This is a genomic window from Scytonema millei VB511283, assembly GCF_000817735.3.
GTDB lineage: Bacteria > Cyanobacteriota > Cyanobacteriia > Cyanobacteriales > Chroococcidiopsidaceae > Chroococcidiopsis > Chroococcidiopsis millei_B.
Genome location: NZ_JTJC03000002.1, coordinates 765348 through 790451, shown reverse-complemented (window position 1 = coordinate 790451; position 25104 = coordinate 765348). Strand labels below are relative to the sequence as shown.

At 44.7% G+C, this 25104-nt stretch carries 20 protein-coding genes, 1 pseudogene and 1 riboswitch; of the genes and pseudogenes, 6 read left to right on the top strand and 15 right to left on the bottom strand.

Features of this window, described 5'->3' with window-relative positions:
- Positions 1-74: 74 nt before the first annotated feature.
- Both smc and QH73_RS11305 read right to left on the bottom strand, forming a co-directional pair.
- A complete protein-coding gene (smc, locus tag QH73_RS11310) occupies positions 75-3734 on the bottom strand; it encodes a chromosome segregation protein SMC (RefSeq protein WP_132866923.1) in 3660 nt (1219 codons plus the stop codon).
- A gap of 193 nt (positions 3735-3927) precedes the next feature.
- Positions 3928-4086: a hypothetical protein gene (locus QH73_RS11305; protein ID WP_165587663.1), complete on the bottom strand. Its 159-nt coding sequence runs from the start codon at positions 4084-4086 to the stop codon at positions 3928-3930.
- Positions 4087-4571: 485 nt separating this feature from the next.
- Here QH73_RS11305 and glcD point away from each other — a divergent pair, with 485 nt between their 5' ends.
- On the top strand, positions 4572-6044 hold the full coding sequence (gene glcD, locus QH73_RS11300) for a glycolate oxidase subunit GlcD (RefSeq protein ID WP_039716347.1): 1473 nt from the start codon (positions 4572-4574) through the stop codon (positions 6042-6044).
- A 233-nt stretch (positions 6045-6277) separates the two neighbouring features.
- On the opposite strand, the gene QH73_RS11295 is transcribed toward glcD, so the two are convergent.
- The 3 genes from QH73_RS11295 to QH73_RS11285 form a co-directional block, all read right to left on the bottom strand.
- Positions 6278-6574: a type II toxin-antitoxin system RelE/ParE family toxin gene (locus tag QH73_RS11295; RefSeq protein ID WP_039716348.1), complete on the bottom strand. Its 297-nt coding sequence runs from the start codon at positions 6572-6574 to the stop codon at positions 6278-6280.
- Positions 6571-6801 (bottom strand): addiction module protein, encoded by a 231-nt coding sequence (locus QH73_RS11290; RefSeq protein WP_039716349.1) that lies wholly within the window; start codon positions 6799-6801, stop codon positions 6571-6573. The genes QH73_RS11295 and QH73_RS11290 overlap by 4 nt, the downstream gene beginning before the upstream one ends.
- 151 nt (positions 6802-6952) lie before the next feature.
- Positions 6953-8545, bottom strand: coding sequence for an iron uptake porin (locus QH73_RS11285; protein ID WP_052290145.1), 1593 nt, complete (start codon positions 8543-8545; stop codon positions 6953-6955).
- 484 nt (positions 8546-9029) lie between these two features.
- On the opposite strand from QH73_RS11285, the gene QH73_RS11280 reads away from it, so the two are divergent.
- Positions 9030-10637: a sodium:solute symporter gene (locus QH73_RS11280; protein ID WP_039716350.1), complete on the top strand. Its 1608-nt coding sequence runs from the start codon at positions 9030-9032 to the stop codon at positions 10635-10637.
- A 49-nt stretch (positions 10638-10686) separates the two neighbouring features.
- Here QH73_RS11280 and QH73_RS11275 read toward each other — a convergent pair whose 3' ends face one another.
- From QH73_RS11275 to QH73_RS11255, 6 genes and pseudogenes are all read right to left on the bottom strand, one after another.
- On the bottom strand, positions 10687-11583 hold the full coding sequence (locus QH73_RS11275) for a carbohydrate ABC transporter permease (protein ID WP_039716351.1): 897 nt from the start codon (positions 11581-11583) through the stop codon (positions 10687-10689).
- A gap of 134 nt (positions 11584-11717) precedes the next feature.
- Positions 11718-13403 (bottom strand): dihydroxy-acid dehydratase, encoded by a 1686-nt coding sequence (gene ilvD / locus QH73_RS11270; RefSeq protein ID WP_039716352.1) that lies wholly within the window; start codon positions 13401-13403, stop codon positions 11718-11720.
- Positions 13404-13913: 510 nt separating this feature from the next.
- The gene (psb34, locus tag QH73_RS11265) at positions 13914-14093 is read right to left on the bottom strand and encodes a photosystem II assembly protein Psb34 (RefSeq protein ID WP_039716353.1); all 180 of its coding nucleotides are present in this window, start codon (positions 14091-14093) and stop codon (positions 13914-13916) included.
- Between the two features lie 156 nt (positions 14094-14249).
- The gene (locus tag QH73_RS29150) at positions 14250-15077 is read right to left on the bottom strand and encodes a thiazole synthase (protein WP_445263846.1); all 828 of its coding nucleotides are present in this window, start codon (positions 15075-15077) and stop codon (positions 14250-14252) included.
- 167 nt (positions 15078-15244) lie between these two features.
- Positions 15245-16352: pseudogene (gene thiO, locus QH73_RS29145) on the bottom strand (glycine oxidase ThiO); the annotation flags it as partial.
- A 97-nt stretch (positions 16353-16449) separates the two neighbouring features.
- Positions 16450-16545, bottom strand: a riboswitch (TPP riboswitch).
- Positions 16534-16914: a 2Fe-2S iron-sulfur cluster-binding protein gene (locus QH73_RS11255; protein ID WP_052290268.1), complete on the bottom strand. Its 381-nt coding sequence runs from the start codon at positions 16912-16914 to the stop codon at positions 16534-16536. (Overlaps the previous riboswitch by 12 nt.)
- Before the next feature lie 94 nt (positions 16915-17008).
- On the opposite strand from QH73_RS11255, the gene cimA reads away from it, so the two are divergent.
- A complete protein-coding gene (cimA, locus tag QH73_RS11250; protein ID WP_039716355.1) occupies positions 17009-18667 on the top strand; it encodes a citramalate synthase in 1659 nt (552 codons plus the stop codon).
- 14 nt (positions 18668-18681) lie between these two features.
- Here the strand turns inward: cimA and QH73_RS28135 are convergent, their stop codons facing one another.
- The gene (locus QH73_RS28135) at positions 18682-19155 is read right to left on the bottom strand and encodes a tetratricopeptide repeat protein (protein WP_236146964.1); all 474 of its coding nucleotides are present in this window, start codon (positions 19153-19155) and stop codon (positions 18682-18684) included.
- Between the two features lie 238 nt (positions 19156-19393).
- Here QH73_RS28135 and QH73_RS11240 point away from each other — a divergent pair, with 238 nt between their 5' ends.
- Both QH73_RS11240 and QH73_RS11235 read left to right on the top strand, forming a co-directional pair.
- The gene (locus tag QH73_RS11240; protein WP_039716356.1) at positions 19394-20131 is read left to right on the top strand and encodes a hypothetical protein; all 738 of its coding nucleotides are present in this window, start codon (positions 19394-19396) and stop codon (positions 20129-20131) included.
- Between the two features lie 131 nt (positions 20132-20262).
- The gene (locus QH73_RS11235) at positions 20263-20868 is read left to right on the top strand and encodes a hypothetical protein (RefSeq protein WP_039716357.1); all 606 of its coding nucleotides are present in this window, start codon (positions 20263-20265) and stop codon (positions 20866-20868) included.
- A 61-nt stretch (positions 20869-20929) separates the two neighbouring features.
- Here QH73_RS11235 and QH73_RS11230 read toward each other — a convergent pair whose 3' ends face one another.
- Together QH73_RS11230 and QH73_RS11225 are read right to left on the bottom strand one after the other, a co-directional pair.
- On the bottom strand, positions 20930-22606 hold the full coding sequence (locus QH73_RS11230) for a sodium:solute symporter family protein (RefSeq protein WP_039716358.1): 1677 nt from the start codon (positions 22604-22606) through the stop codon (positions 20930-20932).
- Between the two features lie 9 nt (positions 22607-22615).
- Positions 22616-22870, bottom strand: a complete 255-nt coding sequence (locus tag QH73_RS11225; RefSeq protein WP_015156119.1) for a DUF4212 domain-containing protein — start codon at positions 22868-22870, stop codon at positions 22616-22618.
- A 189-nt stretch (positions 22871-23059) separates the two neighbouring features.
- Here QH73_RS11225 and QH73_RS11220 point away from each other — a divergent pair, with 189 nt between their 5' ends.
- The gene (locus QH73_RS11220; protein ID WP_039716359.1) at positions 23060-23917 is read left to right on the top strand and encodes an aminotransferase class IV; all 858 of its coding nucleotides are present in this window, start codon (positions 23060-23062) and stop codon (positions 23915-23917) included.
- 44 nt (positions 23918-23961) lie between these two features.
- On the opposite strand, the gene QH73_RS11215 is transcribed toward QH73_RS11220, so the two are convergent.
- Complete coding sequence (locus QH73_RS11215; RefSeq protein WP_039716360.1) at positions 23962-24819, bottom strand: EamA family transporter; 858 nt, start codon at positions 24817-24819, stop codon at positions 23962-23964.
- Between the last annotated feature and the right edge of the window lie 285 nt (positions 24820-25104).

The following is a 25104-nucleotide window of genomic DNA, read 5'->3' as shown; positions in this document are numbered from 1 at the left end:
TCAGGGTTAACGGTTAATACTTTCTAACGATCGATACTATTATGATGGAATCCTCAACCAAAGTTGTCTGAGGGTTACAATTTTATGCCTAAAACTTGCGTATAAGCTCCTCGCGCTTGGGTCACTCCTATTGTACGTTCGGCTGATTCTATCATGGGTCGGCGCAGACTCACGACAATAAACTGTGCTTGTTTAGCCTGTTGTTCGATCATTCTAGCTAATCGTTCCACATTTGCCCCGTCTAGGAACATATCTACCTCATCAAAGGCGTAAAAAGGTGATGGACGATAGCGTTGTAAGGCAAAGATAAAACTCAGCGCCGTGAGAGATTTTTCTCCCCCTGACATGGAAGCGAGACGCTGCACGGGTTTACCTTTGGGATGTGCAACTAAATTAAGTCCGCTGGTGAATGGATCTTCGGGGTTATCGAGTTGCAGAAATCCATCCCCATCCGATAGAGTGGCGAAAATAGTTTGAAAGTTTTCATTCACCGCATCAAAGGCTTCTTGAAACGCTCTTTGACGCAGAGTGGTAAAGTTTTCAATCCGCAATAACAGTTCAGTGCGTTCGGCTTCTAATGTCAATAATTTTTGACTCAATTCTTCTAATCGAGCGTTGGTACGTTCGTATTCTTCTAACGCCAACATATTGACAGGTTCCATCGCTTCCATGCGCTTGACAAGCGATCGCAATTCTTTCTGCAATTGTTCTAGATCTACCATTACCGGTACTTCTGGCAAGGGATCGGGCATTTCTGCGGCTTGGGTTTGAATTTGCGCTTGTAAATTAACTAATTCTTCCCGCCGCGATGTTTGCGTTTCTTGCAACTTCTGCTGTTGCCATTCTACCTGTTGTTGGTTTAAATGCAGTTCCCGCAGCTTTTGTTCGGCGCGATCGCGTTCTTGTCTTTCCGCCGTCATCCGCTGTTCGATTTCTTTCAAGGATGTATGGATCTGTTTTAAATGTTCGCTAATTTCCTGCAATTGAGCCTTGACAGCAGCTTGCTGTGCTTGATTTTCTTGTTGCTGCTGTTGGTAGTCTCGCGATCGCACTTCGCATTCTTGAATTTTCTCGTGCAATCTTTGAGTTTGATTTTCTATATCTTTCAATTGCTGTTCGGCGTTACGAACTATCTCGATTCTAGTTTGTAATTCCTGTTCTTGCTGTCTAATTGTGGCTTGAATTTGCTGCCACTGACTGTTAGTTTGAGCTTGTTCCAACTCCACTAAAGCTTGACGTAGTTGTTGTAATTGTTCTTCTTGAACGGGTAAATCTCGTTCTAAAGTTTCTAATCTAGCTTGTACCGTAGATAGTTGTTTTGTGTTCTGAGCCAGTTGCGATTGCCCAGTTTCCACTTGTTGAATTAGCTTGCGAATTTCTTTTTGTAATTGATCCTTCAGGAGATTATTTTCTCTTTGTTTGGTCTTCGCTTCTGTTAACTCTTGAGATAGATTTTTAGTTTTAGCTGCTAAATTACCAATCGATTCACCACACCGAGCTAAAATGCGATCGATTTCCTGCAAGCGATTTCTTAACTCTATAACTTCCTGCGATTCAGTAGCATCGCTCGTACCGAAATGCAAACTGGAATTTTGCTGGCTGATACTACCCCCAGTCATCGCCCCACTGGTTTCTAACAATTCTCCTGCTAAGGTGACGATCCGATATTGCCCTAAATGAGAACGCGCCGATTGCAAATCCGCAAAAACAACCGTACTACCGAAAACATAACCAAAAATATCTTGATAGCGGCGATCGCATTCAATTAAATTAATCGCATAGTCGATATAACCATTGGCATAGCGCATCCCCGAAGCTGGGGAAAATCGCGGGGCTTGAATTTTATTTAGGGGTAAAAACGTTACCCTTCCGCCTCGTTTTTGCTTCAGGATCTCAATCCCCGAAGCCGCTACGCCATCATCCTCTACTACCAATTGTCCCAACCGCGCCCCAGCCGCAATTTCTAAAGCCAGTTGATACCGAGGTTCGACTTTACCGAGTTGGGCTACCAAACCACAAATCCCGCTTAAACCTGATTGCAGCAAAATTTTTGTGGCAAAAGTCCCTTGAGTTTCCTGCAAGGCTTGAGACTGCGCCTCCAACTTATCCAACTGACGCTGTTTATCTCTTTGTTCTTGGAGTAGGCGATTTTGAGTTTGCTGTTGAATTTGTAACTCGGCTTCAGCCGCAGCTAAAGATTGGGCTAAAGATTGAATTTGCTCGATTTGGCTTGATAATTGAGTTTCTAATTCAGTTAACTGCGCTTGCTTTGTCGCCAGCTCTGGCTCTAAAGTTTGAATTAACTGACTTTGCTCTTGAATTTGCCTTTCTAATTGATCCGATCGCTCTTTTAATTGCGCTTGTTCGGTACGCTGGGGTTCTACAGTTTGCAGCAGAGATTCAACTTGGCGGCTTAAAGCGGCTTGTTGTTGCACCCAAGCATCGGAAGCATCGGCGACTGCACTAGCTTCTGTACGACTTTGTTCTAAGGTTTGTTGCGCCTCATCCCGTTGTTGACGCAGGGTAGAGAGTTGAGCAACGATTTCCTGTTGCTGCTGTTGCAACCGCACCAGAGAATTTTGGTGTTGTTGAATTTCTAACTGTTGTTGCGTGTAGGCATTCCCAGCATTTTCATAAGCATTTGTCAAGTCTCTTTGGCGATTTTGTAGCTGTCGCCGTTCGGCTTCCTGGGTGGCTAGAGTTGATTGCAGAGATAAGAGTTCTTCCTCCCCCAGAGTCTTCACCCGTGCGTTGAGTGCGTCTAATTCTGCCGTTACCTGTTGAATTTGGGTGTTGAGGGTAGTAAGTTGAGTTGTTAATTCAGTTAGCGTACGATCGCCCGTTTGAATTTCCGCCACCAACTTTTCTTGTTGCTGTTGTAGCGATCGCCAGACTAAAACAATTTCCCACTGCTGCTTTTGCTGGTATTCTATTCTCAGCTTTTGATATTTCTCAGCTTGGATGCGATCGTGAGACAGGCGATCGCGTTGCGTAATTAATTCAGTTTCAACGATGCGATAGCGGTCTTCCCTGTCTTTAACTTCATTTAAAGTTTCTTTTGCCTGAATAATTTTGCGATCGTAATTTGCTACCCCCGCCAGTTCGTCAATAATCTCTCGTCGTTCTCGCGAGTGCATGGAAATGATACTCGTCACGTCCCCTTGCAGCACGACATTGTAGCCTTCAGGATAAATGCGGATCTGACTCAGTTGTTCGTGCAACTCAGTTTGAGTACAGGTAGAACCATTAATGTAATAAGTTGACGTATACGAACCCTGCTGAGTCACTCGTAAGCGGCGCGTAATCGTCAATTCATTAGGGGTGAGGAGTGAGGAGTGAGGAGTGAGGGATGTATCTTCCTCGTCTCCCTTGTCTTCCTTGTCCCCCTTGTCTTCTAAATCCTCAACATAATGTCCATTCCCATTAACCTCTATTCCCTCTGCTTCCTGCTCCCTGCTCCCTGCTCCCTCTAAATCAAAAGTCACCGTCACAATCGTTTCTACTGCCGATTTTCCCCGTGTGGCTTTGTCGTGGTTGACGAGATCGGGTAGGCGTTCCGCCCGCATCCCTCTAGAACTTGCTAGACCGAGGCAAAACAGGAGAGCATCGAGAATATTAGATTTACCGGAACCGTTGGGACCTGAGACAACAGTAAATCCTGGCAGCAAAGGAATTTTAGTCGTGCCACCAAAGGATTTGAAGTTCGTGAGTTCTACGCGCTTGACATGAACCATGTAGGCTGGTCAGTGAAGGAGTGTGAGGAACAAGTGTATCAAAGACAGGATGCCCAACAGGTTAGCATAGATTATTCAATTGCTTCAGGTCTTACAGCAAAAATGTACCCTAGACCCCTACTTGTTGAAAATATTTACCAAAATCAGGGCGTTCGCTACTATTTTGGATTTTAGATTTTTGGTTGCAGAGGCATTAGTTGTCATATCTCTGGATGATACTGCGCTCGCATTCAAAGGCAACAAGGCGATCGCTAACAGCAAGAATGTGAGGTATTTGTAGCACCAAGACATACAATCTTTGGATGAAACATTCAGCCGGACATATTATCACATTCGGTGCAAGACATTTCATAAATCCGCGCGGATATCTTCTGTACAGATAATTATAAATTGCGTAACTTCCCAATAAAATTTATCTCTGATTCACCTATCAATATTGTTGAATTTAACGATGAAATGATATTTGGCTATCTACAAACTGTGGAACTACCCATATATATGACTTCTGTACGGGCGGGTTTAACCGTAGAACTAATTCTGACTTTTGACTTTTGACTTTTGACTTTTAACTTTTGACTTCGGCTTGGCTTGTCAATAAGCTCTCGACAAGTGAGAATAGAAAAGTAGTCGAAGTTACAAAAAAAATTGTAACAAAGATGAATTCAGATAATTTTATGGGTTGTAGTTTCTGTAACAATATGGGAGAGGGCGATCGCAGGGAGTCAATCCAAATTAAGTAACACTACGATACTTTTTATCCGCCATCACTGAAGTTTCAATCTTTAAGTTGCAGTATCCAGCAGTTTTAAAAATAAATTTAATTTGCGAGAATTCCCTATGCTAATCCAAGATAAGCAGCAGCGTGACTGGAAGACAATTATTAAAAAATTTGAAGCAGTGTTAGGCAAAAATGGTGTGGTACAGCGTCGAGAGGAATTGATCACTTATGAGTGCGATGGGTTAACGAGTTATCGCCAGCGTCCCGCAGTTGTCGTGTTGCCAAGAACGACAGAACAAGTAGCGGAAGTTGTAAAGATTTGCGATCGCCATAATATTCCTTTCATTGCCCGTGGTTCCGGTACTGGTTTATCTGGTGGGGCATTACCGATAGAAGACTGCGTGTTAATCGTCACCTCAATGATGCGGCAAGTCCTCAGCATAGATTTGGAAAATCAGCAAGTTGTGGTACAGCCAGGTGTGATTAACAACTGGGTGACGCAAGCAGTTAGCGGTGATGGATTTTACTACGCCCCCGATCCTTCCAGTCAGATTATCTGTTCGGTGGGCGGGAATGTTGCCGAGAATTCTGGTGGAGTACATTGTCTTAAATACGGTGTCACTACCAACCACGTTTTAGGTTTAAAAGTCGTCACCCCCGATGGTTCGATTGTCGATTTGGGCGGACAAGTACCAGAAATGCCCGGTTACGATCTTACAGGCGTATTTGTCGGTTCCGAGGGAACGTTGGGAATTGCTACCGAAATTACGCTACGGATTCTCAAATCAGCCGAATCAATTTGCGTTCTGCTTGCCGATTTTACCAGCGTAGAGGCAGCAGGGGCGGCGGTTTCAGACATCATCAGTGCGGGAATTATTCCAGCTGGGATGGAAATGATGGATAACCTCAGCATTAATGCTGTAGAAGATGTGGTTGCCACGGGTTGTTATCCCAGAGATGCCACGGCAATCTTGTTAGTAGAAATTGACGGCATAGCTGTAGAAGTTGCAGAAACTAAACAGCTGATTAGCGATATTTGTTTGAAAAATGGGGCGAGGGGAATTACCACAGCCAGCGATTCTGAAACGCGCCTCAAGTTGTGGAAAGGACGCAAAGCAGCATTTGCCGCTGCCGGACATCTCAGCCCTGATTACTACGTCCAAGATGGGGTGATTCCGCGTACTCAATTACCATTCGTTTTACAAGAAATTGAAAATTTAAGTCAGCAATATGGTTATCGGATTGCGAACGTATTTCATGCGGGTGATGGTAATCTTCACCCGTTAATTTTGTATGATAATTCCGTACCAGGGGCTTTGCACCAAGTCGAAGAATTAGGCGGAGAGATCCTGAAACTCTGCGTTAAAGTTGGTGGTAGTATTTCCGGCGAACACGGTATTGGTGCAGATAAGAAATGTTTTATGCCCGATATGTTTACCGAGGCAGATTTGGAAACGATGCAATATGTTAGGGAGGCGATTAACCCAAAAGGTTTAGCTAATCCTGGTAAGATCTTTCCGACTCCGCGCACTTGTGGGGAAGCAGCTAAGATGACTGATATTAAAGAGTTTGCTGGGGTTGAGAGATTTTAGATCCGCGAGATCCCCCCAACCCCCCTTAAAAAGGGGGGCTATGAGTGAGTGGAATAATATTAGTTTGGACATTAAGAGAAGTAATGCGATCGCATCCTCACTCAGTATTCCCATAAGGCAAATAGCTACTAACAATTAATATGCAAAAACGCAAAGACACCAAGTTAACTCTTAGTATCTTTGCGTATAGGCGCGATCGCTTTGACTTCTGATTGAGATACTTTAAAACGTAGCTACTCTCGACTATTCCAGTACTGCGGCTTACGTTTATGATGTGCTACAGCTAAAATCCGAATTCGATTCTCGGCAAGTATACGGTACAAGAGTGAATAAGGAAACTTTGGTAAAATTAACCGACGAATAGAACCTCGAACTACCGATCCTGCTTCGAGATAGCGTATGAGAAAATTGATTGCATGTTCTACTTCTGATAAATACGATAGTCCAAGACCTTTACTCTGTTCTTCATAGTAGGCTGCTGCGTCAATTACTTCTTGCTCTGCCAACGGATGAAATACGGCATTTGTCATTGCAAAGACGCTCGAATTCGTTGAAAAACTTCTTCAGCAGGAATACCAACAATTTGCTCTGCATTCATGGCTAAATCGCGCTTTTCAGCCTCCTCAATCCAAATGTTTGCAACCTCTGTGTCAATGTCACTGGTTTGTCCCAAATGCTCAAGTAGTCGGGCTAGTAACATTATTTGAGAATCTTTTGGAAGTGCAAGAACTTCGGCTTCAAGTTGTTCAAGTGTCATAGATACCCAAACTCTCTTGGTGCAATGTGTTTATTCATTGTACTAATTTATGCAGTGCAAAACATCATCATATCCAAAGGGCGGGTTTTACTAGAGATCTTCATACCTACAGGAATTCCTCAATAAACCCGCCCCTACAATAATATGGATCTTAAAAATTGAAACTCGTCCGAATCACCCCAACATATTGATTGCTATTGTCACTGTTATTTTCAGGATTAAAAACTACCCAAAAACCAGGAGTCACAGAAATGTAATCGTTAACTTGAAAACGGTAAAAAGCCTCAACGTGATAGGAAGTATCGTCTTCATCGCGCACGTCGCTATCTGTAACTCTAGGAGGCAAGCCAACCAAAATTCCTGGTAGATTACCTTCACCCCCCACATCTGGGAAAGTTAAACCTACTGCACCATACCAGAGATCCGCACTATCCCCATCTTCAACAGTACTAGTAATCGTACCCCCGCTACCATCGGCGATCGCACTCAAACCCGAACCATTAGCACTCGCACTAATGTAACCTACCCAACCATGTAGTTGAAACTTGGGTGAAAAGCGATAAAAACCTTGAAAAGCAAAGATGTCTGCGGATGTCGCAATATCGTCTCCAAATGGTTCGCTAGCTAGCAAACTACCCGTACTACCAGTGAGATCCACTACTCCCGCAGGGTTATAACTGCGCGAGTAAGCAATTCCAGCCGCACCCCAATCGCCATCAACAGCAAGTTGTGCTAAGGCGTGATACGTACCGTTAAATAAACCAGCACCATCGCCAGGATCGCTGGGACTACCAGCCAAATATCCTAGAGTCAAAGTTAAACTCTCGGCAATCTCCCAATTCACCGCCGCACCACCACCACCACGACGATACAGGGGACTGTACTCGCCAAACAGAGAGGGAATACCTCTGCTGTCATCAGCAATGCTAGGAGGGGTCAGGGTATCGGTAATATCGGTGTAACCGACTCCGGCGGGACCTACAGTAAAGGTGAGGTTGGAACCCACGGGAAAGCGGTATAACAGGTGCGGTACAGTTACATCGTTATCGGTGTTTGTATCGAAGTTAAGCCGTGTCATGTTCGTACCCGACACGTCTTCCATATCGCCAAAGTTACCAAATTCCAAACGAGTCCGCAGTAAATCTCGTCCGGTAAAACTCGTCTCGAAATTCATCCGCGAACGATAGCCGAATATCGTATTAGAATCGTCCTCATTTCCGGCTATGCGATCGCCAAATGTATCTGTAATTGCTGTAATTAAACTGACATTAAGTTTTGTCGTCGTCGAAAATTGATTGGCTTCTAATTCTGCTGTTTGTGCTTCTAAACTATCAACTCGACCGCGCAAAGTTGCCAGTTCTGTACCAAATTCTGTTTGCAATCGTTGTAATGTTGCTAAGTCTTCTTTCGTCACTACATCTGCACTAGCTGTAGCGATTAGTTCGTTGACTCGATCTAAACAAGCATTCAATCCTGCGGCAAATTCATAGCGGGTCAAAGCACGATTTCCTCGATACGTTCCATCGGGATATCCCGCAATGCAACCATATCTTTCTACCAAAGATTGCAACGCTTGAAATGCCCAATCTGTCGGTTGCACGTCAGATAGTTGAGAGACTGACGTAACTTGAGCCATATTATTTTCTAGCGGCAATGCTAAGGTAGTTTCCGCACTCATTCCTACTAAAGCCGCTACTAAATTCACAGCCAGAAACAATCTAGCGTGCGGCAATTTTTTGTTCATCCGTTCGCCACTCACTTTATTTTTTACAAAAAATTTTACTCTGCTTTTATTTGGTCTAAAGAGAAAACCTTTAGGCTCAACAATAGCTGTTTTTTAGCAGCATTACATCTTCATAAATTAAGAATATCACCGAGCATCTAGCTATAGTCATATATCTTACGGATGAGTTTGGATTGACTTAAGAAAAGTTCAAGAAATTGGTTACAAATTCTAAATTAATTTGCTAGAAAGCACAAATTATTTCTACGATTAATTATTAGGAGTTTTTAGGTATTAAGAAAATATCTAACCCACGACTGATAACAATTAAACAAAATTTAGTTTTCACTGAAAATTACAGCTTTTTGCAGCTAGGGATCGACAAACTACGAGAAAACCAGGAAGTAGGCGCTCGGAGCATTCCCGCCCCTACTTCTTAATTTTTCTTCACAAAACTTTTCGTTCAACGTTTAGCTAAAAAAATTAAAAATTGTAGGAGAAGACGGTGGCTGCTATAGATATCGTGTTTCTCGTTGCTTACTTTGTAGGTGTAGCGGCGATTGGTTATTGGTCGAGTCAGAAAAGTTTAGCGACTAGCAAATCATATTTTTTGGGCGGTGGAAGTATTGGTTGGGCAGCAATTGGTGCGAGTTTATTTGCTAGCAATATTTCTGCCGAACACTTCATTGGATTAGCGGGTAGCGGTGCTAGTTCTGGTTTAGCAGTAGGGCAATTTGAATGGATTGCCTGTTTTATGCTGTTGCTATTAGGCTGGCTATTTGTGCCGTTCTATCTCCGCACTGGTGTATTTACGATGCCGGAGTTTTTAGAAAGGCGGTTTAATCGTCAGTGCCGCACCTATCTATCCGCAATTTCATTAATTGCTTATGTCTTTACAAAAATTAGCGTAGCAGTTTATGCAGGGGCGATCGTTCTGCAAACAATTTTAGGCTGGAATATTTGGCTAGGCGCGATCGCCTTAATTGTAGCCACGGGTGCGTATACAATTTTTGGCGGTTTAAGGGCAGTCATTTACACTGATTTCTTCCAAGCATTTGTTTTGATTGCTGGGGGAATTTTCCTGACTGCGACGGCGATTATTGATGTGGGTGGTTTTGGTGCTTTGTATCAAAAAGTCGATCCCAACTTCTTTAGTTTGTGGAAAGACATCAACCATCCCGATTTTCCTTGGACGGGAATTTTATTCGGCGCACCCATCTTAGGTTTATGGTATTGGTGTACAGACCAAATGATCGTCCAACGCACCCTTGCCGCACCTAATATTGAAGTTGCCAGGCGATCGACAATTTTTGCCGGATTTTTAAAACTCCTACCCGTATTCATCCTCGTTTTACCAGGTATCGCCGGGAGAATTCTGTTTCCCGACGTGGAACCAGACCGGATATATGCCACGATGGTGAATAATCTCCTCCCGCCTGGAATTAAAGGATTAGTGGTAGCTGGGTTGCTGGCGGCGTTGATGAGTTCTCTTTCCAGCGTCTTTAATAGTAGTTCCACGCTAGTCGTGATGGACTTCTACCAAAAATGGAAACCAGAGGCAAGCGATCGCGAGTTAGTGCGAGCCGGACAAATTTCGACTATTCTACTGGTAGTGACTGGTTTGCTATGGCTCCCCTTTATCGGGTTGATGAGCAATCAGCTTTATGTCTATCTCCAGTCAGTACAAGCCTACGTTTCGCCACCGATTGCAGCTGTCTTCTTGATGGGGATATTGTGGAAACGCGCTACTGGTAGGGCGGCTTTCAATACCTTAATTACTGGTTTTATTTTGGGTGCGATTCGATTTATCGCCGAAATCGCCGTAAAAGCAGGTTGGATAACTTGGCGACCTTTGGTAGCCTATGCCACGATTAACTTCTTACACTTCGCGATTCTGCTGTTTGTCATTTCTATTGCCATTTTGGTACTTGTCAGTTTAACCAGTGCTGCACCGAACCAGAGACAACTAGAAATCTTCCAGCACTCAGATGCAGAGTTGGAGAAGTTTGCTGGTTCGCATCGATCGCACAATCTCAATGTTAGATCGAGTTTTATCCTTGCCGCGATCGTCTTGGTATTTTGGGTTGTTTTTAGTCCCCTTGTCGTTAGTTAATGGTGAGAAAAGAAAGTGTAGAGACGTGGCATGTCACGTCTCTACACTACTAATTCTTCGGTGACAGCTTCAGATTCAAAATTGACAAGACCAAGATAATTAAAAACATTGCCAAACCGATCGTACAGGCATAACTAATGTCTAAACTACTGCCAAAAGCTTGCTCGTAAAGGTAATAAACAATAGTTTTAGAACTGTTGCGGGGTCCGCCTTTGGTCATGATGTAGATTTCTTCAAATACCTTGGTGGCGGAAATAGCAGAAATGACGGCTACTAGCATTAAGTAAGGTCGCATTAATGGCACTGTAACATCCCAGTGTTTTCGCGCGCCATCGGAACCGTCGATCGCAGCGGCTTCGTATAATTCTGCTGGAATCGATTGTAACCCAGCTAAATAAATGACCATGTAGTACCCTAGTCCTTTCCACACTGTGACTGCGATGACGCTAAAAAGGGCGAATCTGGGACTAGTCAGCCAGGGTAGACCACTGGTTAAAATTCCAGTTTGTTTCAATAATTGATTCAGCAAGCCATTCTGAGCATATAACCATCGCCAAGCAATCCCTGCTACGACCATAGAAATAATCACAGGCGTATAATAGGCAGCGCGAAACCAGTGCATTCCTCGTAGTTTCTGGTTAACTAAAATTGCCAAAACTAAAGGAATTGCAACCAAAATCGGCACGGCGATCGCTAAATACAATATTGTATTTCCCAAAGTTTGCCAAAAAACTTTATCCTGCCACAAACGCTGAAAGTTGGCGAAACCAACCCATTCAGGTGCTTGGGTTAAGTCGTATTCGTAACGGGTAAAACTCAAGTAAAATGCTTGCAGGGCAGGATAAAAGACTGTCAGCCCTAGAACGAGTAGTGCTGGTAGTAAGAATAAATATGGCGTAAGGCGCTGTTGAATTAACGTCCAGTTGGCGGGAACGGATTTTTGCATGGAACTGATTGTAAGTCGTAAGTCGTAAGTCGTAAGTCGGAATTACCCGATCGCTAATTTTGCGGTCGCATTAGTACCAACAAGACTATTCCCCCCTTTTGAAGGGGGGCTAGGGGGGATCGAGTCACGTTCGCTCAACCCAGACCTAGATCCGTCACCGCACCAAGACTGCTAGAAGATACCAACTTGGCATATTTAGCTAACACGCCTGTAGTATACCGTGGCGGGCGGGGTTTCCAACTAGCACGACGTTGAGCTAATTCTTCATCCGATACGTGCAGGTGTAAGGCACGGGAACGAGCATCAATGGTGATAGTATCCCCTTCTTGTACCAGGGCGATCGCACCTCCTACAGCGGCTTCTGGGGCAACGTGACCGACAACCATACCGTATGTTCCACCTGAGAAACGCCCGTCAGTAATTAATCCTACCGAGTCTCCCAAACCAGCGCCAATAATTGCTGAAGTGGGGGCTAGCATTTCTCGCATCCCAGGACCTCCTTTGGGTCCTTCGTAGCGCACGACGATGATATCTCCAGCTTTGATTTGATTTGCCAAAATTGCCGCTAGACAGGCTTCCTCAGATTCAAATACCCGCGCTGGACCCGAAATTTTCGGTGTCTTGACCCCCGTAATTTTCGCTACCGAACCTTCCGTTGCTAGGTTTCCTTTCAGGATGGCTAAATGTCCTTCGGCGTAAAGGGGATTTTCCCAAGGACGAATCACATCTTGGTTAGCAGGTGGAGTATCGGGGACATCGGCTAAAACTTCAGCAATGGTTTGTCCTGTAATTGTCAGCGCATCGCCATGCAATAAACCATGTACGAGCAACATTTTCATCACTTGAGGAATTCCGCCGACTTTGTGCAAGTCTGTTGCTACATATCTACCACTCGGTTTGAGATCGCATAGGACTGGAACGCGGGCGCGGATAGTTTCAAAGTCATCTAGAGTGAGTTCTACTCCAATTGCATAGGCGATCGCCAGTAGGTGTAAAACAGCATTAGTCGAACCACCCACAGCCATGATCGTCGCGATCGCATTTTCAAACGCCTGACGAGTCAGAATTTGACGGGGTAAAAGTTGATTGCGAATCGCTTCAACTAAAACAAAAGCTGATTTTTCCGTACTTTCGGCTTTTTCTGCATCCTCCGCTGCCATTGTGGAAGAATAGGGCAAGCTCATCCCCATTGCTTCAAACGCAGAAGACATTGTATTTGCCGTGTACATTCCACCACAGGAACCAGCCCCAGGACAAGCAAGGCGTTCGACTTCGATTAATTCTGTTTCGTCAATTTTGCCAGCACTGTATTGTCCCACGGCTTCAAACACACTGACGACTGTTAGATCTTTGCCATTGTAGTGTCCTGGTTTAATTGTTCCACCATAGACGAAAATCGCGGGAATATTCATCCGCGCCATAGCAATCATCGCCCCTGGCATGTTCTTATCACAGCCGCCGATCGCTAAGACTCCATCCATACTCTGTCCGTTACAGACAGTTTCAATTGAATCGGCAATCACTTCCCGCGATACGAGGGAATATTTCATCCCTTCCGTTCCCATCGAAATACCATCGCTGATGGTAATTGTACCGAACATTTGCGGCATTCCCCCAGAGTTACGCACTCCTGCTTCGGCACGTTTGGCAAGATCGTTAATCCCCATGTTACAAGGGGTAATCGTGCTGTAACTGTTGGAAATACCAACGATGGGTTTGCTAAAATCTGCATCGCCAAAACCGACAGCCCGTAACATAGCACGGTTAGGCGATCGCTGTACGCCTTGGGTAACGACTTGACTTCTGAGGTTGTCCGACATGTTCTATCCTTGAGGATGCGATCGTAGGGGGAGACTTTGTATTGTCGCAAAAAAAGATTGGACTTGGTAACGCAACTTCTTACGATTTAATCATGCCGCAGATAGATACTGACATTTACAGCAAAGATACATAATAATAATGTCGAGAGCGGAAATTTAGTTAAATTTCTTCCTCTCGACAAGGACAGTGAATCGATACGAGATAGTAAAAAGTCTTAATCTTAAGATTCACATCGATCGCGATTGTTGACTGACTGGTGGTAAAAAAGTAGCGATCGCACTATAGTCTTTTGAGTATCTGTCAATAAGTCGTAAATACTGTTGGTTGTTGACGGTTAACAGTTGACAGTTAAGCGCCAATAAAGATAAGCAAGCTTCAATTCAAAAAATAAAAATTTCGCCCAAATACATCCTGACTGCTTAGCTCTTTCACCTCGTATTGTAGGTGCGATCGCGCTTCTCGGGTATTTGGCGAAAATCAGTGGTTGAATTTTCAAAAAACTCTCGATATTAACTGGCACCGGAGACAGCTACTGCAACAAAGACTAAAGCTGCAACCAAAACTGCACCTGCAACACCACCAATAATGTAGTTACGCTTCTGAGCGTTGCTTGGTGGTTCTGCGGTGTAAACCTTCGGCTCTACAGCAAAGTTATTTAAACGACCGCCTTCTTCGGTGGTATAGGGCATGAATCAAATCCTTTCTACTTTTCTTTGCTTAACTGTAACAAAAAATAGTAGAAATACTCTCTTACTTTGGTTAAGAAAATTTACATATGCGGGAGTCGTAGGGGCGGGTTTCCAAACTCGCCCGTACGGGAATCGGGAATTGGGGAAACTACCGCTTTAGCTAGTAACAGTGCCGCTCAGGGGAGAACTGGCGATCGCGTAATCTTTAATAGGTATCCGTCCGGCGAGGTAAGCGAGTCGTCCGGCTTCGGTGGCTAATTTCATGCCGCGTGCCATCGCAGGGGGGTTCTTAGCTTGGGCGATCGCCGTGTTAATCAGTAAAGCATCTGCCCCTAACTCCATTGCTTGCGCGGCTTCGCTAGGCGTGCCAATTCCCGCATCTACCACCACTGGTACGCCAGAATTTTCAATGATGATTTGAATATTTGCGGTTGTTTTCAATCCTTGTCCAGAACCAATTGGAGAAGCCAAAGGCATCACAGTCACGCAGCCGACTTCCTCCAACCGTTTCGCCAACATTGGATCGGCATTGATGTAAGGTAATACAGCGAAACCTTCCTTTACCAATTGTTCTGCTGCTTGTAAAGTCCCGATTGGATCGGGCAGCAAATATTTTGGATCGGGAATCACTTCTAACTTGACAAAATTGTTATCTTCTTGTCCTAAAACCTTCGCCATTTCGCGCCCCAAACGAGCAACGCGAATTGCTTCTTCCGCCGTCTGACAGCCAGCCGTATTAGGTAACATCCACAGCTTTGTCCAATCCAAAGCCTCGGCTAAATTTTCATGTCCTGGTGCTTTCGTTTGCACTCGTCGCACGGCAACGGTGACAATTTGACAACCGCTAGCAACCACACTTTGCTGCATTTCTTCTACATTACGATACTTACCAGTACCAGTCATCAAGCGGGAAGAAAAAGTGCGATCGGCAATAACTAAAGGGCGATCGAGGGATTGTTGCTGTGGTAGGTCTAAAGTTTGCATTTGTGAATTGTTGGTAATTGGTAATTGGTAATTGGTAATTGGTAGTTGGTTCTTAGTTGACAGTTGACAGTTGTTGCTCTCCTGTTCCTCTGCTCCTAGTCTCTTAGTCTCCTCTGCTCTCTTCCCCCTGCTCCCTGCACCGAAGCGCTCCCTGCTCCCTCTCATAAATCGCAAATAACTAAAACTATCTAACAAAGGCTCCGACTTTTGTTCCCAAACTAAGTCAGCAATTAACTTGGCAGTGATGGGTGCGAGGAGAATGCCGTTGCGATAGTGACCAGTGGCTAAGGTAAGATTCGAGCAGGGGCTATTTCCTAAGATGGGTAGTTCATCAGGAGTAGTAGGACGAAAACCCCACCAAAATTCGCGAATCGGATAATCTTGTAATTGAGGATAGATGCGGATTGCGCGTTGCAGTAAAGCTTGAATTCCCGCTGGAGTATTGTAAGGGGTAAATCCTACATCTTCGCTGGTAGCACCGATAATAATCCGGCGTTCGCGTAGCGTCTCGGAACGAGATTCGCGGCGCGGCACAATGTAAACATCTGGGGCATATAAAACCCGTTGGAGAGTCGCATCAGCGCGATCGCTATCTGGTATTTGTACCGATAACATTTGCCCTTTTTTCGGACGCACGGGCAAGGGTAACAACTCTGACGACCAAGCACCAGATGCCAGAATATAACGATCGGCTGGGAAGTTGCCACTCGAAGTCTGAACGCCAATGACTCGTCCTTGATGCTGTAAAATGCCTTCAACAGCAATCCCATCGTGCAAATCTACGCCTAAAGATTCTGCTGCCGACCATAAAGCCAATGTCAAAGCCCGATTATCAACTTGAGCATCTTCGGGATACCACCAACCGCCCTCAACTGCTTCGCTCAATCCTGGTTGGTAGAGGTGGATTGCTTCTTTATCGAGATAGTAAGCGGGGGAAGAATTATTTTCTTGTAGGGGCGCACAGCCGTGCGCTCCTACATCTTCATACACAGGCGCGAGAATGCCGCAAGCCCAGTAACCCGTTGGTTTCCCGCTAATTTCTTCTAGCTTGCGCGTCCATTCGGGGTAGAGCGATCGCGATCGCCAGCACAGATCTAACATTGCCCCTGGCGGGATTTGTTCGGCTTGAGGTGCTAGCATTCCCGCCGCTGCATGACTTGCCGCAGCATGAAAATCGCGGCAAAGTAACGTGACAGATGCACCGCGCAATCTTAACTCAACGGCGATCGCCAAACCAACGACCCCGCCACCAATAATTAAAATGTCATTTGTCATTTGTCATTTGTCATTTGTGAGTTAGGCAAGAGGCGAGAAATTGAGCGATCGCTGTCACCAGCAGCGCTTTGCCAGCCATTATGTATGCATTTTGAGTTCTTTCCATAAACAGCTTCCCTCCGCTGGTATTACCCAGTCTCAGGTTCTAAGGGACTATCTCAGCCTGGTTTCCCAGACACCCCTAGCTATATTCGCTCATCCTAGCACTTGCATCAGAGGAAAGTTTAAATTCCGAATTCCACACAATTTCCCTACCTTGTCCCCAAAAACCGTCAAATTTTGTTACCTTTACATCACCTAAAACTTTTGTTTGGCAAGCTAACCTTAAGTTGCGCGTGGGAGAATGGGGAGGAAGGGAGCGACGGGTTTTGTCCTGCCAATTTGGTTTGGAAACTTCGCCTTCAACTAACACCGCACAAGTACCGCAACTGCCAATACCGTGACAATTAATAACTTTAGCGCCGCCGTTATACAAGTCAATGTCATGCTTAAGCAAGACTTGTCGTAAATCAGCACCGCGATCGCATTCAATTGTTTTCCCTTGAGCGATTACCTTTACCATCTTCATGTTAGTTAGCGACTTCGCCATCTAGTTCTACCTAAAATCAGAATATCGCTTTCTAGAGTTCGAGCTTTCCTGTGTTTGTTTTTTCCCTATGACCGAAGCATTACCTTCTACCTCCAACCCGAACCAAATCTGGATTTACGATACAACCCTGCGTGACGGCACGCAGCGTGAAGGCTTGTCTGTATCCTTAGAAGATAAATTACGCATTGCCCGCCAGCTAGACCAATTGGGTGTTCCTTTTATCGAAGGTGGATGGCCTGGAGCAAATCCTAGAGATGTACAATTTTTCTGGCAGCTGAAGGAAGAACCCCTCAAACAAGCTGAAGTCGTTGCTTTTTGTTCTACCCGTCGCCCTCATGTTAGTGCGGCGGAAGATTCGCTCCTGCAAGCGATTTTGGCCGCTGGGACTCGCTGGGTAACGATCTTTGGCAAATCTTGGGATCTCCACGTTACAGAAGGGCTAAAATGCAGCCTGGAAGAAAATTTAGAGATGATTCGCGATAGTGTTGCCTACCTTCGCAGTCAAGGGCGACGAGTCATTTACGATGCCGAACATTGGTTTGATGGATACAAACACAATCGCGATTATGCCTTAAAAACTTTAGCAGCCGCGATCGCCTCTGGAGCAGAATGGCTTGTCCTGTGCGACACCAACGGCGGGACTCTCCCGCATGAAGTTAGTTCTATTGTCCGCAACGTAGCTGCATTTATTTCTGTAGGGGCGCATAGCTGTGCGCCCCTACCGATTCCCCAAATAGGAATCCATACCCACAACGATTCCGATACAGCTGTCGCCAATGCGATCGCAGCTGTGATGGAAGGGGCGAAGATGGTGCAGGGAACGATCAACGGCTACGGCGAACGCTGCGGTAATGCTAATCTCTGTTCTCTCATTCCTAACTTACAGCTCAAACTCGGCTACAAATGCCTTGCTGACGCGCAACTGCCTCAAATAACTGAAGTCAGTCGTTTTGTCAGCGAAGTTGTCAACCTTGCCCCTGACGAACACGCGCCTTTTGTAGGGCGTTCTGCTTTTGCCCACAAGGGAGGCATTCATGTCTCGGCTGTAGAACGCAATCCCCTCACCTACGAACACATTCAACCAGAACAAATTGGCAACCGCCGCCGAATTGTAATTTCAGATCAAGCGGGAATTAGTAATGTTGTCGCTAAAGCCCGTACATTTGGCATTGAATTAGACAAACAAAATCCGACAGCGCGACAAATTCTGCAAAGACTGAAAGAATTAGAAAGTGAAGGTTATCAATTTGAAGCCGCAGAAGCTAGTTTCGATCTCCTGATGCGCGAGGCTTTAGGTAAGCGACAGCATTTTTTTGAAATTAAAGGTTTTCAAGTTCACTGCGATTTAGTTGAAGGGCGAACGAATACTAATGCCCTCGCCACTGTTAAACTAACTGTTAGCGGTCAAGATATTCTCGAAGCCGCTGAGGGAAATGGTCCTGTAGCAGCATTAGACAGGGCATTGAGAAAAGCTTTAGTTAATTTTTATCCTCAAATTGCTCAGTTTGAATTGAGCGATTACAAAGTCAGAATTTTAGACGGACACAGCGGTACGGCAGCAAAAACTCGCGTCTTAGTAGAATCAAAAAACGGTCATCAGCGTTGGACGACCGTTGGTGTTTCTCCTAATATTTTAGAAGCTTCTTATCAAGCAGTTGTAGAAGGATTGGAATACGGTTTGATGTTGCATATGATGGCAGAAACAGTTCTCAGTACCTCTAGCTAGGCTAATTTTAGCGATTATTCGTCACCCCATTCAATTTCATTTTTTAGCGCCTGCAATGGGGTTAGAAGCATATCAGCTATGTCAGCTCTTCCTCTAGCTTTGTAGATATCTATAGCTTTTTGGAAATCTGTCACTGCCCCCTGTTTATCTCCTGTTAAAGTTCTAGCATGACTACGGTAAATATAAGCTTCTGCAAAGTCAGGATTGAGATTAATGGCTTGAGTAAAATCGTCAAATGCTTCTTTGTATTGTCCGTTTCTACCTCGCTCGCGCCCTTGTTGATAAAGTTCGTTAGCTTTCATGGCAATCCTTAATCTCTGCTCTTCGTTACGCTTCTTACATAATGGGTCAAGGTTAACTACTTTTCCCGATGAATTAATTATATAGCAACCAGGATAATCCTGAGCTATCACTACATTCTGAAAAAGAGATAGAGTTGATATAGCAATAAAAGAAAAACCGGAAATCAAATGTCTTAGTTTTAGCATTATCTATATTGTGTTAATTTATCTTCTCTTGGTTTTTAGTTTTCAAAAATTGTAAAACTCATAAATTTTACTAGTTTATATACAAGCACAATATTCGATCTAAACTTCGTAGTAAATCTACTTAATTTTTTTCAAAATTCAACAAATCCAGCGAAATTTCAGTGAAATTTCGCTGGATTTGTTTGTAAAAATAGCGTTATTTACGAAATAGTTTCTAAACAGCCTGTGAGCTGCAACTATGAATTACTTACAAAAGTTCGCTATATTTATCGGTATCGCAACTGCAATTAATGGCATAACTTTCAAAGCACAAGCTCAATTCTGTGCTGATGCCTCTCAGACAGCACTAACAAAAGCTCGACTAGATGAAATTGCTGGTAATCAAAGTATACCAGTGGGGCAGGCTCCACTAGCCTTTCAAAACTTTGCACTAGCTACTATCAGACCAGGTACTCCAATTCCAGAAAATAAGCGCAAATTTGCATCACCAGAAAGGGAAGCTAAGACGGGTGGTAAATTAAAGAATGTAATACCAGATGGGGTGCTTTCACTTATGGTTTACCCTCCGCTTTTCCCACCGGAAGAATATCAAGACAGTGTTTTCTATGAGGTTAAAGCATTAAGTGGAGGTTTGTTACCACCAAGTTACGACGAATACCAAATTCTTGGCTTCCTTGATGCTCTCCGCAGAAGCGATGCAGGATTAGCAGGAAGAATACCAGCAATTATTTTTCTTACTACCGCAGATGTTAGACAAATTAGTGCTGCAACAGTGGCAGAAGCTACATTTAAAGGTGTAGGTGTCTGGCACTCCATAGGCTGTGAAATTCCAGGTAGTTTCAATAACCTCCAGCTTGGTCAAGCTTCGCTGAGAAATCCTGAAGTATATCTTATCCGCCTCACCTTTCCAGAATTCATAGGTCCTGGAATGCCTGGAAGACTTTTCCTCAATCCACCAAATTCAGATCCAGATTAATTACTGGATTAGAGATTATCTGAGTTATACCTCAATAAAGGCATAGAGTTTAGTGTTATCATTACTCTATGTCTTTAGTTGAATTCATTTAAATTAATAATTTCATTTCGTTGTTTTAATTAGACAAAAATATGACTCTAGAACAGAAAAGAGGGATCGAATCTATTGACTTAAATCAAACTTTTGTTTTCGTTAAAGCTCCAATAGAAACTGTTGCACCAGCCTTTGTTCAAGTAAGACAAGCAGACAGATGGGAACAGGACGTGTACGATCGCGAAATAGTAACTACAGGTCAAGGCTTTATTGTATTTCAATTTAAAGAACAGACTTGGACATCAATATACAACTTCGGTTTTGTACCAGGTCGTACTCCACTTCAAAAAAAGGATGCTCAAACTCTTTCTAACTTGCTACAAACTCGCACAGTTTACTATAGAGTGAGCGATACGGGTGGCTATATTGGATATGAATTATATGAAAATGGCAACTTTATAGAAACGCTAGACTTTGAAGAAGATATTTCTTTTTACTTCCAATCTCAAAATCGTCAGCTTCAACGTGAAGACATGGGAAGCGTATACTTATTTATCTACGATTTTATGGTTGAGCAAGATATTTATATCCCAGCTATTCGTCGAGTTGAAAATCAGCAAGGTTATTTGCGGCTACTGGGTCCTGAATTGGAGAATTTAGAGCGCAGTGATTTTGAACGGCTAGATTACCTCACGCTAGGATAAAAACATGGTAGAGACGCACAATTATAAAGGCGCACAACTGTACGCCCCTACAATAGAATAATTAGTGGACTGATTCAACTGGTAACTCTGCGCCCGCAGGAGAGCGCAAATCTTCTACCATTTCTTGTACGGCAATTGGTGGTGGTGGAGTCAGGCGAGAAACCACAAGGGTGACGATGAAGTTAATCATCATCCCGACAGTGCCGATCCCTTCGGGAGAAATCCCAAATAACCAAGGTTGCATCCCGTAGAATTTCACCCCGACGATGTAGAACAGGGTGAACAATAGACCGACTACTATACCAGCGATCGCACCTTCTCGATTCGTTCGTTTGTCAAAAATACCGAGAACGATTGCGGGGAAAAAGCTAGCAGCGGCTAAACCAAAGGCAAAAGCCACCACTTGCGCCACAAATCCCGGCGGATTGATCCCAAAATATCCCGCCAGCACCACAGCTAACCCCACCATGATGCGACCGACAAACACCCTTTGGGTTTCCGAAGCATTGGGATTGATGATGCGGTAGTAAATATCGTGGGCGACAGAACTAGAAATTACCAGCAGCAAACCACTAGCTGTTGATAAAGCAGCTGCTAACCCTCCCGCCGCGACAAGTCCAATCACCCAAGGCGCTAACTTAGCTACTTCTGGGGTAGACAAGACAATAATATCGGGGTCAATCGTGATTTCGCTCGTAGTTTTATCGGGCGTTAACTCAATTCGTCCATCATTATTCTTGTCGTCAAAGGTCAATAACTTGGTTTTTTCCCATTTATTTGCCCAGTCTAACTGTCGCACTTCGGTAATTGGTTGGTTGTGCAAAGTGTTAATTAAGTTGTAACGGGCGAAAGTTGCCAAGGCGGGAGCGCTGGTATAAAGTAGGGCGATAAATAATAACGCCCAACCTGCCGAATAACGCGCCGCTCTGACGTTGGGAACCGTGTAGAATCTGACAATCACGTGGGGTAATCCTGCCGTTCCTACCATCAAGGCGAGGGTAGTGAACAGCACATCCAACATTGAGCGATTAGCAAATGGTTGCGAGTACTCCTTAAAACCCAAATCCAACTGAATTTGATTCAGTTTGCCGACAATATCGCTAAAAGTAAATGCCAGTTGCGGGATCGGATTACCAGTCAAAAGATAAGCGATCGCCGCTGCTGGAATCAGATAAGCCACAATTAATACACCATACTGGGCTACCTGCGTCCAGGTGATGCCTTTCATGCCGCCCAAGACGGAGAAGAATGCCACCACCACCATCCCGATAATCACGCCCGTGCTGATATCGACTTGTAGAAAGCGGCTGAAGACAATTCCCACACCCCGCATTTGTCCGGCAACATAAGTGAAAGAGACAAATAAGGCGGCGACTACCGCGACTAACCTAGCTGCATTAGAATAATAGCGATCGCCGACAAAATCCGGCACGGTATACTTGCCAAACTTGCGCAGATATGGGGCAAGTAATAGCGCCAGCAGCACGTAACCGCCAGTCCAACCCATTAGATAAATCGAGCCATCGTAGCCCAGAGTTGAAATTAACCCAGCCATCGAGATAAAAGAAGCTGCTGACATCCAATCCGCCGCTGTTGCAGCTCCATTTGCAATTTGAGGCACATCTTGCCCAGCAACGTAAAAGCCGGAACTATCTTTGACGCGCGATCGCCATCCGATGTAGAGATACAGTAGGAAAGAGAGGGCAACTAAAATAATCGTCCAAAGCTCTGCTGACATGATTTTCCCTCACTTCCTAATCCCATATTTGCGATCGAGCTTGTCCATTTGAAAGGCATAGATAAAAATCAAGACGACAAAAGTTAAGATCGAGCCTTGTTGTGCCATCCAAAAGCCTAGAGGAACGCTTCCAAGTCGGATTGCATTCAATGGCTGTGCTAACAGGATGCTAAACACCAGCGATACCAGCGCCCAAACAATTAATAGATTCCGAATTAAAGCCGTGTTTGCCCGCCAGTATGCCTCTTGTCTATCTCTATCCATAGTTTTATAAATTGAATTTGTGAAATGATATGAATTAAGGTGTAAAAATGCAAGGCTTTGACTGTAAAAATAGCTTAAAACTTAACAATCTAATCGATACATAAAATGTTTGCTTTTCGGTTGTAAGGAAGCATGAATTAACTGAAAAAGAAATTAAAACTTAAAGACAAGTAAACTGAGGCAACGGCAATTTTTTGGTATAACGGCGACTTAATCAAAACAAATATCATCGAGTTAGCAATAGACGATCCAGGGTTATTGTACGGAGCAACCGTGTTTACTACCCTGCGAGTTTATTGTCAGTCACTCGATCGCCCCTTAACAAACTGGAAAGGACATGGCGATCGCCTCCGCTCCAGTATTCAATTCTTAAACTGGCAAGAACCAGACTGGCAGAAAGTTCGACAAGGCGCAGAAATCTTACTGCAAGATTTTCCCGTATTGAGAATCACAATCTTTTCAGACGGGAGAGAGTGGATAACTGGGCGATCGCTACCAACAGACTTGACAGAAAAGCAAAGACATGGAGTAGCAGCTAGCTTAGTATCAGGAGAAGAATTTCATCGCTTCCTACCCACCCACAAAACAGGTAACTACTTAGGTGCGTGGCTAGCCAGAACAAAAGCCCAACACATGACAGCCAGCGAAGCAATTTTCGTCGATCCCAACGATAACTGGCTGGAAACCAGTACGGGTAATTTGTGGGGATGGCAAGACGGTAGCTGGTGGACACCCCCACTAGAAACAGGAATCTTACCAGGAATCATGCGATCGCAACTCATTGACTGGCTCAAAAATCAAAACCAACCAGTTATGGAAAAACCTTGGACACCAGAAATAATCAAAACAATGGAAGCGATCGCCTACAGCAACAGCATCGTGCAACTCATTCCCATTCATACCGTATTTGAGGAGCGAGGAGTCAGGAGCGTAGACGCGATAGCGGCTTCTCAAAGAGTGGAGCGAGGGCAAGAAAAAATGAATCAACTAAACTACAACCCCTATCATCCAGCCTTTGAGCAACTACGCAAATTGTTTGCAGACTAACTCTCAGCGCCTTCCTCTTAGCGCCTTAGCGTCTTTGCGTGACATTATCCTCTCCCACTCCCATAAAGAGAAGCCCCACCCGCCGCAACTGTCACCAAAGCGATCGCCACGATCGCCCGCAACTCCAAAGTTTCCCGCAAAACAATAAAACCAATGACAGCCGCCGCCACAGGCTCCAAACTCAACAACACGCCAAACACCCTTACAGGTAGCCACCGTAACGCCTCTAACTCAAACGAGTATGGAATCGCCGAAGAAAGAATCGCCACCCCAAACCCAATCAATAACATTTGTGGATTTAACAGCGCCGAGCCACCCGTAACAATTCCCATTGGCAACATGACGATCGCCGCCACTGCCATCGCCAAAGCCAGCCCCACGCCTCCAGGTACAACCCGCCCTACTTTAGCAGAAAGGAGAATATAAGCCGCCCAAAATCCCCCCGCCGTCAGCGCCAAAATAATTCCAGTTAGATTGACAGTCAAACCGCCAATTGGAGCCAGCAACACGATACCGCATCCAGCCAGCAACACCCACAACAGATCGAGCAAGCGCCGAGAATTGGCGATCGCCACACCCAAAGGTCCGATAAATTCCAGCGCCACCGCAATGCCAATTGGAATCCGCTCGATTGCCAAATAAAATGAGAGATTCATCAAACCCAAAGACAAACCAAACAAAATCAGCACCCCGTAGTTCTGGCGCTGAATCCCCTTAACTTGCGATCGCCATAGCACCAACAACACCACCGCTGCAAAACCCACCCGTAACAGCACTACAGCAGCAGGACTAAGCGTACTAAACAACGTTTTCGCGATCGCCGAACCTAACTGAGTCGAAGCGATCGACAGCAGCACCAAACTTGTAGGCGATAGAGTAGGCTGAGAACCAATCTTTTTCATCGTTCACCAACATCGTCGATCGAAGTGCGATCGCGTCACCCCAATCCACCATAATTCAACATCAGCCGCCGCAACAAATCACCCCTAAGAATAGAGTGGTGCGTGGTGCGGTGCGTGAAAAGAGGTAAAAGTGAGAGATAAAAAGTACATTTTTTCCCTCGCTCCTCGCTCCTCACTCCTCGCTCCTCATTCTGATACCTGACAAGTGGCAAGATTCTAAGGTAGATTAAAATTAATTAACATAAGAAAAAAACGCCCTTGCCCGTAAGCTTTAGGAGGCTAACC

Bases quoted from the DNA above. Each gene is read 5' to 3' on its own strand.
- QH73_RS11305 (WP_165587663.1), bottom strand. From the start codon at position 4,086: ATGAAATGTCTTGCACCGAATGTGATAATATGTCCGGCTGAATGTTTC.
- QH73_RS11235 (WP_039716357.1), top strand. From the start codon at position 20,263: ATGACTCTAGAACAGAAAAGAGGGATCGAATCTATTGACTTAAATCAA.
- cimA (WP_039716355.1), top strand. From the start codon at position 17,009: ATGACCGAAGCATTACCTTCTACCTCCAACCCGAACCAAATCTGGATT.
- smc (WP_132866923.1), bottom strand. From the start codon at position 3,734: ATGGTTCATGTCAAGCGCGTAGAACTCACGAACTTCAAATCCTTTGGT.
- QH73_RS11215 (WP_039716360.1), bottom strand. From the start codon at position 24,819: ATGAAAAAGATTGGTTCTCAGCCTACTCTATCGCCTACAAGTTTGGTG.
- QH73_RS11285 (WP_052290145.1), bottom strand. From the start codon at position 8,545: ATGAACAAAAAATTGCCGCACGCTAGATTGTTTCTGGCTGTGAATTTA.
- QH73_RS29150 (WP_445263846.1), bottom strand. From the start codon at position 15,077: ATGCAAACTTTAGACCTACCACAGCAACAATCCCTCGATCGCCCTTTA.
- ilvD (WP_039716352.1), bottom strand. From the start codon at position 13,403: ATGTCGGACAACCTCAGAAGTCAAGTCGTTACCCAAGGCGTACAGCGA.
- QH73_RS11290 (WP_039716349.1), bottom strand. From the start codon at position 6,801: ATGACACTTGAACAACTTGAAGCCGAAGTTCTTGCACTTCCAAAAGAT.
- QH73_RS11240 (WP_039716356.1), top strand. From the start codon at position 19,394: ATGAATTACTTACAAAAGTTCGCTATATTTATCGGTATCGCAACTGCA.
- QH73_RS28135 (WP_236146964.1), bottom strand. From the start codon at position 19,155: ATGCTAAAACTAAGACATTTGATTTCCGGTTTTTCTTTTATTGCTATA.
- QH73_RS11225 (WP_015156119.1), bottom strand. From the start codon at position 22,870: ATGGATAGAGATAGACAAGAGGCATACTGGCGGGCAAACACGGCTTTA.
- QH73_RS11255 (WP_052290268.1), bottom strand. From the start codon at position 16,914: ATGGTAAAGGTAATCGCTCAAGGGAAAACAATTGAATGCGATCGCGGT.
- psb34 (WP_039716353.1), bottom strand. From the start codon at position 14,093: ATGCCCTATACCACCGAAGAAGGCGGTCGTTTAAATAACTTTGCTGTA.
- QH73_RS11230 (WP_039716358.1), bottom strand. From the start codon at position 22,606: ATGTCAGCAGAGCTTTGGACGATTATTTTAGTTGCCCTCTCTTTCCTA.
- QH73_RS11295 (WP_039716348.1), bottom strand. From the start codon at position 6,574: ATGACAAATGCCGTATTTCATCCGTTGGCAGAGCAAGAAGTAATTGAC.
- QH73_RS11275 (WP_039716351.1), bottom strand. From the start codon at position 11,583: ATGCAAAAATCCGTTCCCGCCAACTGGACGTTAATTCAACAGCGCCTT.
- glcD (WP_039716347.1), top strand. From the start codon at position 4,572: ATGCTAATCCAAGATAAGCAGCAGCGTGACTGGAAGACAATTATTAAA.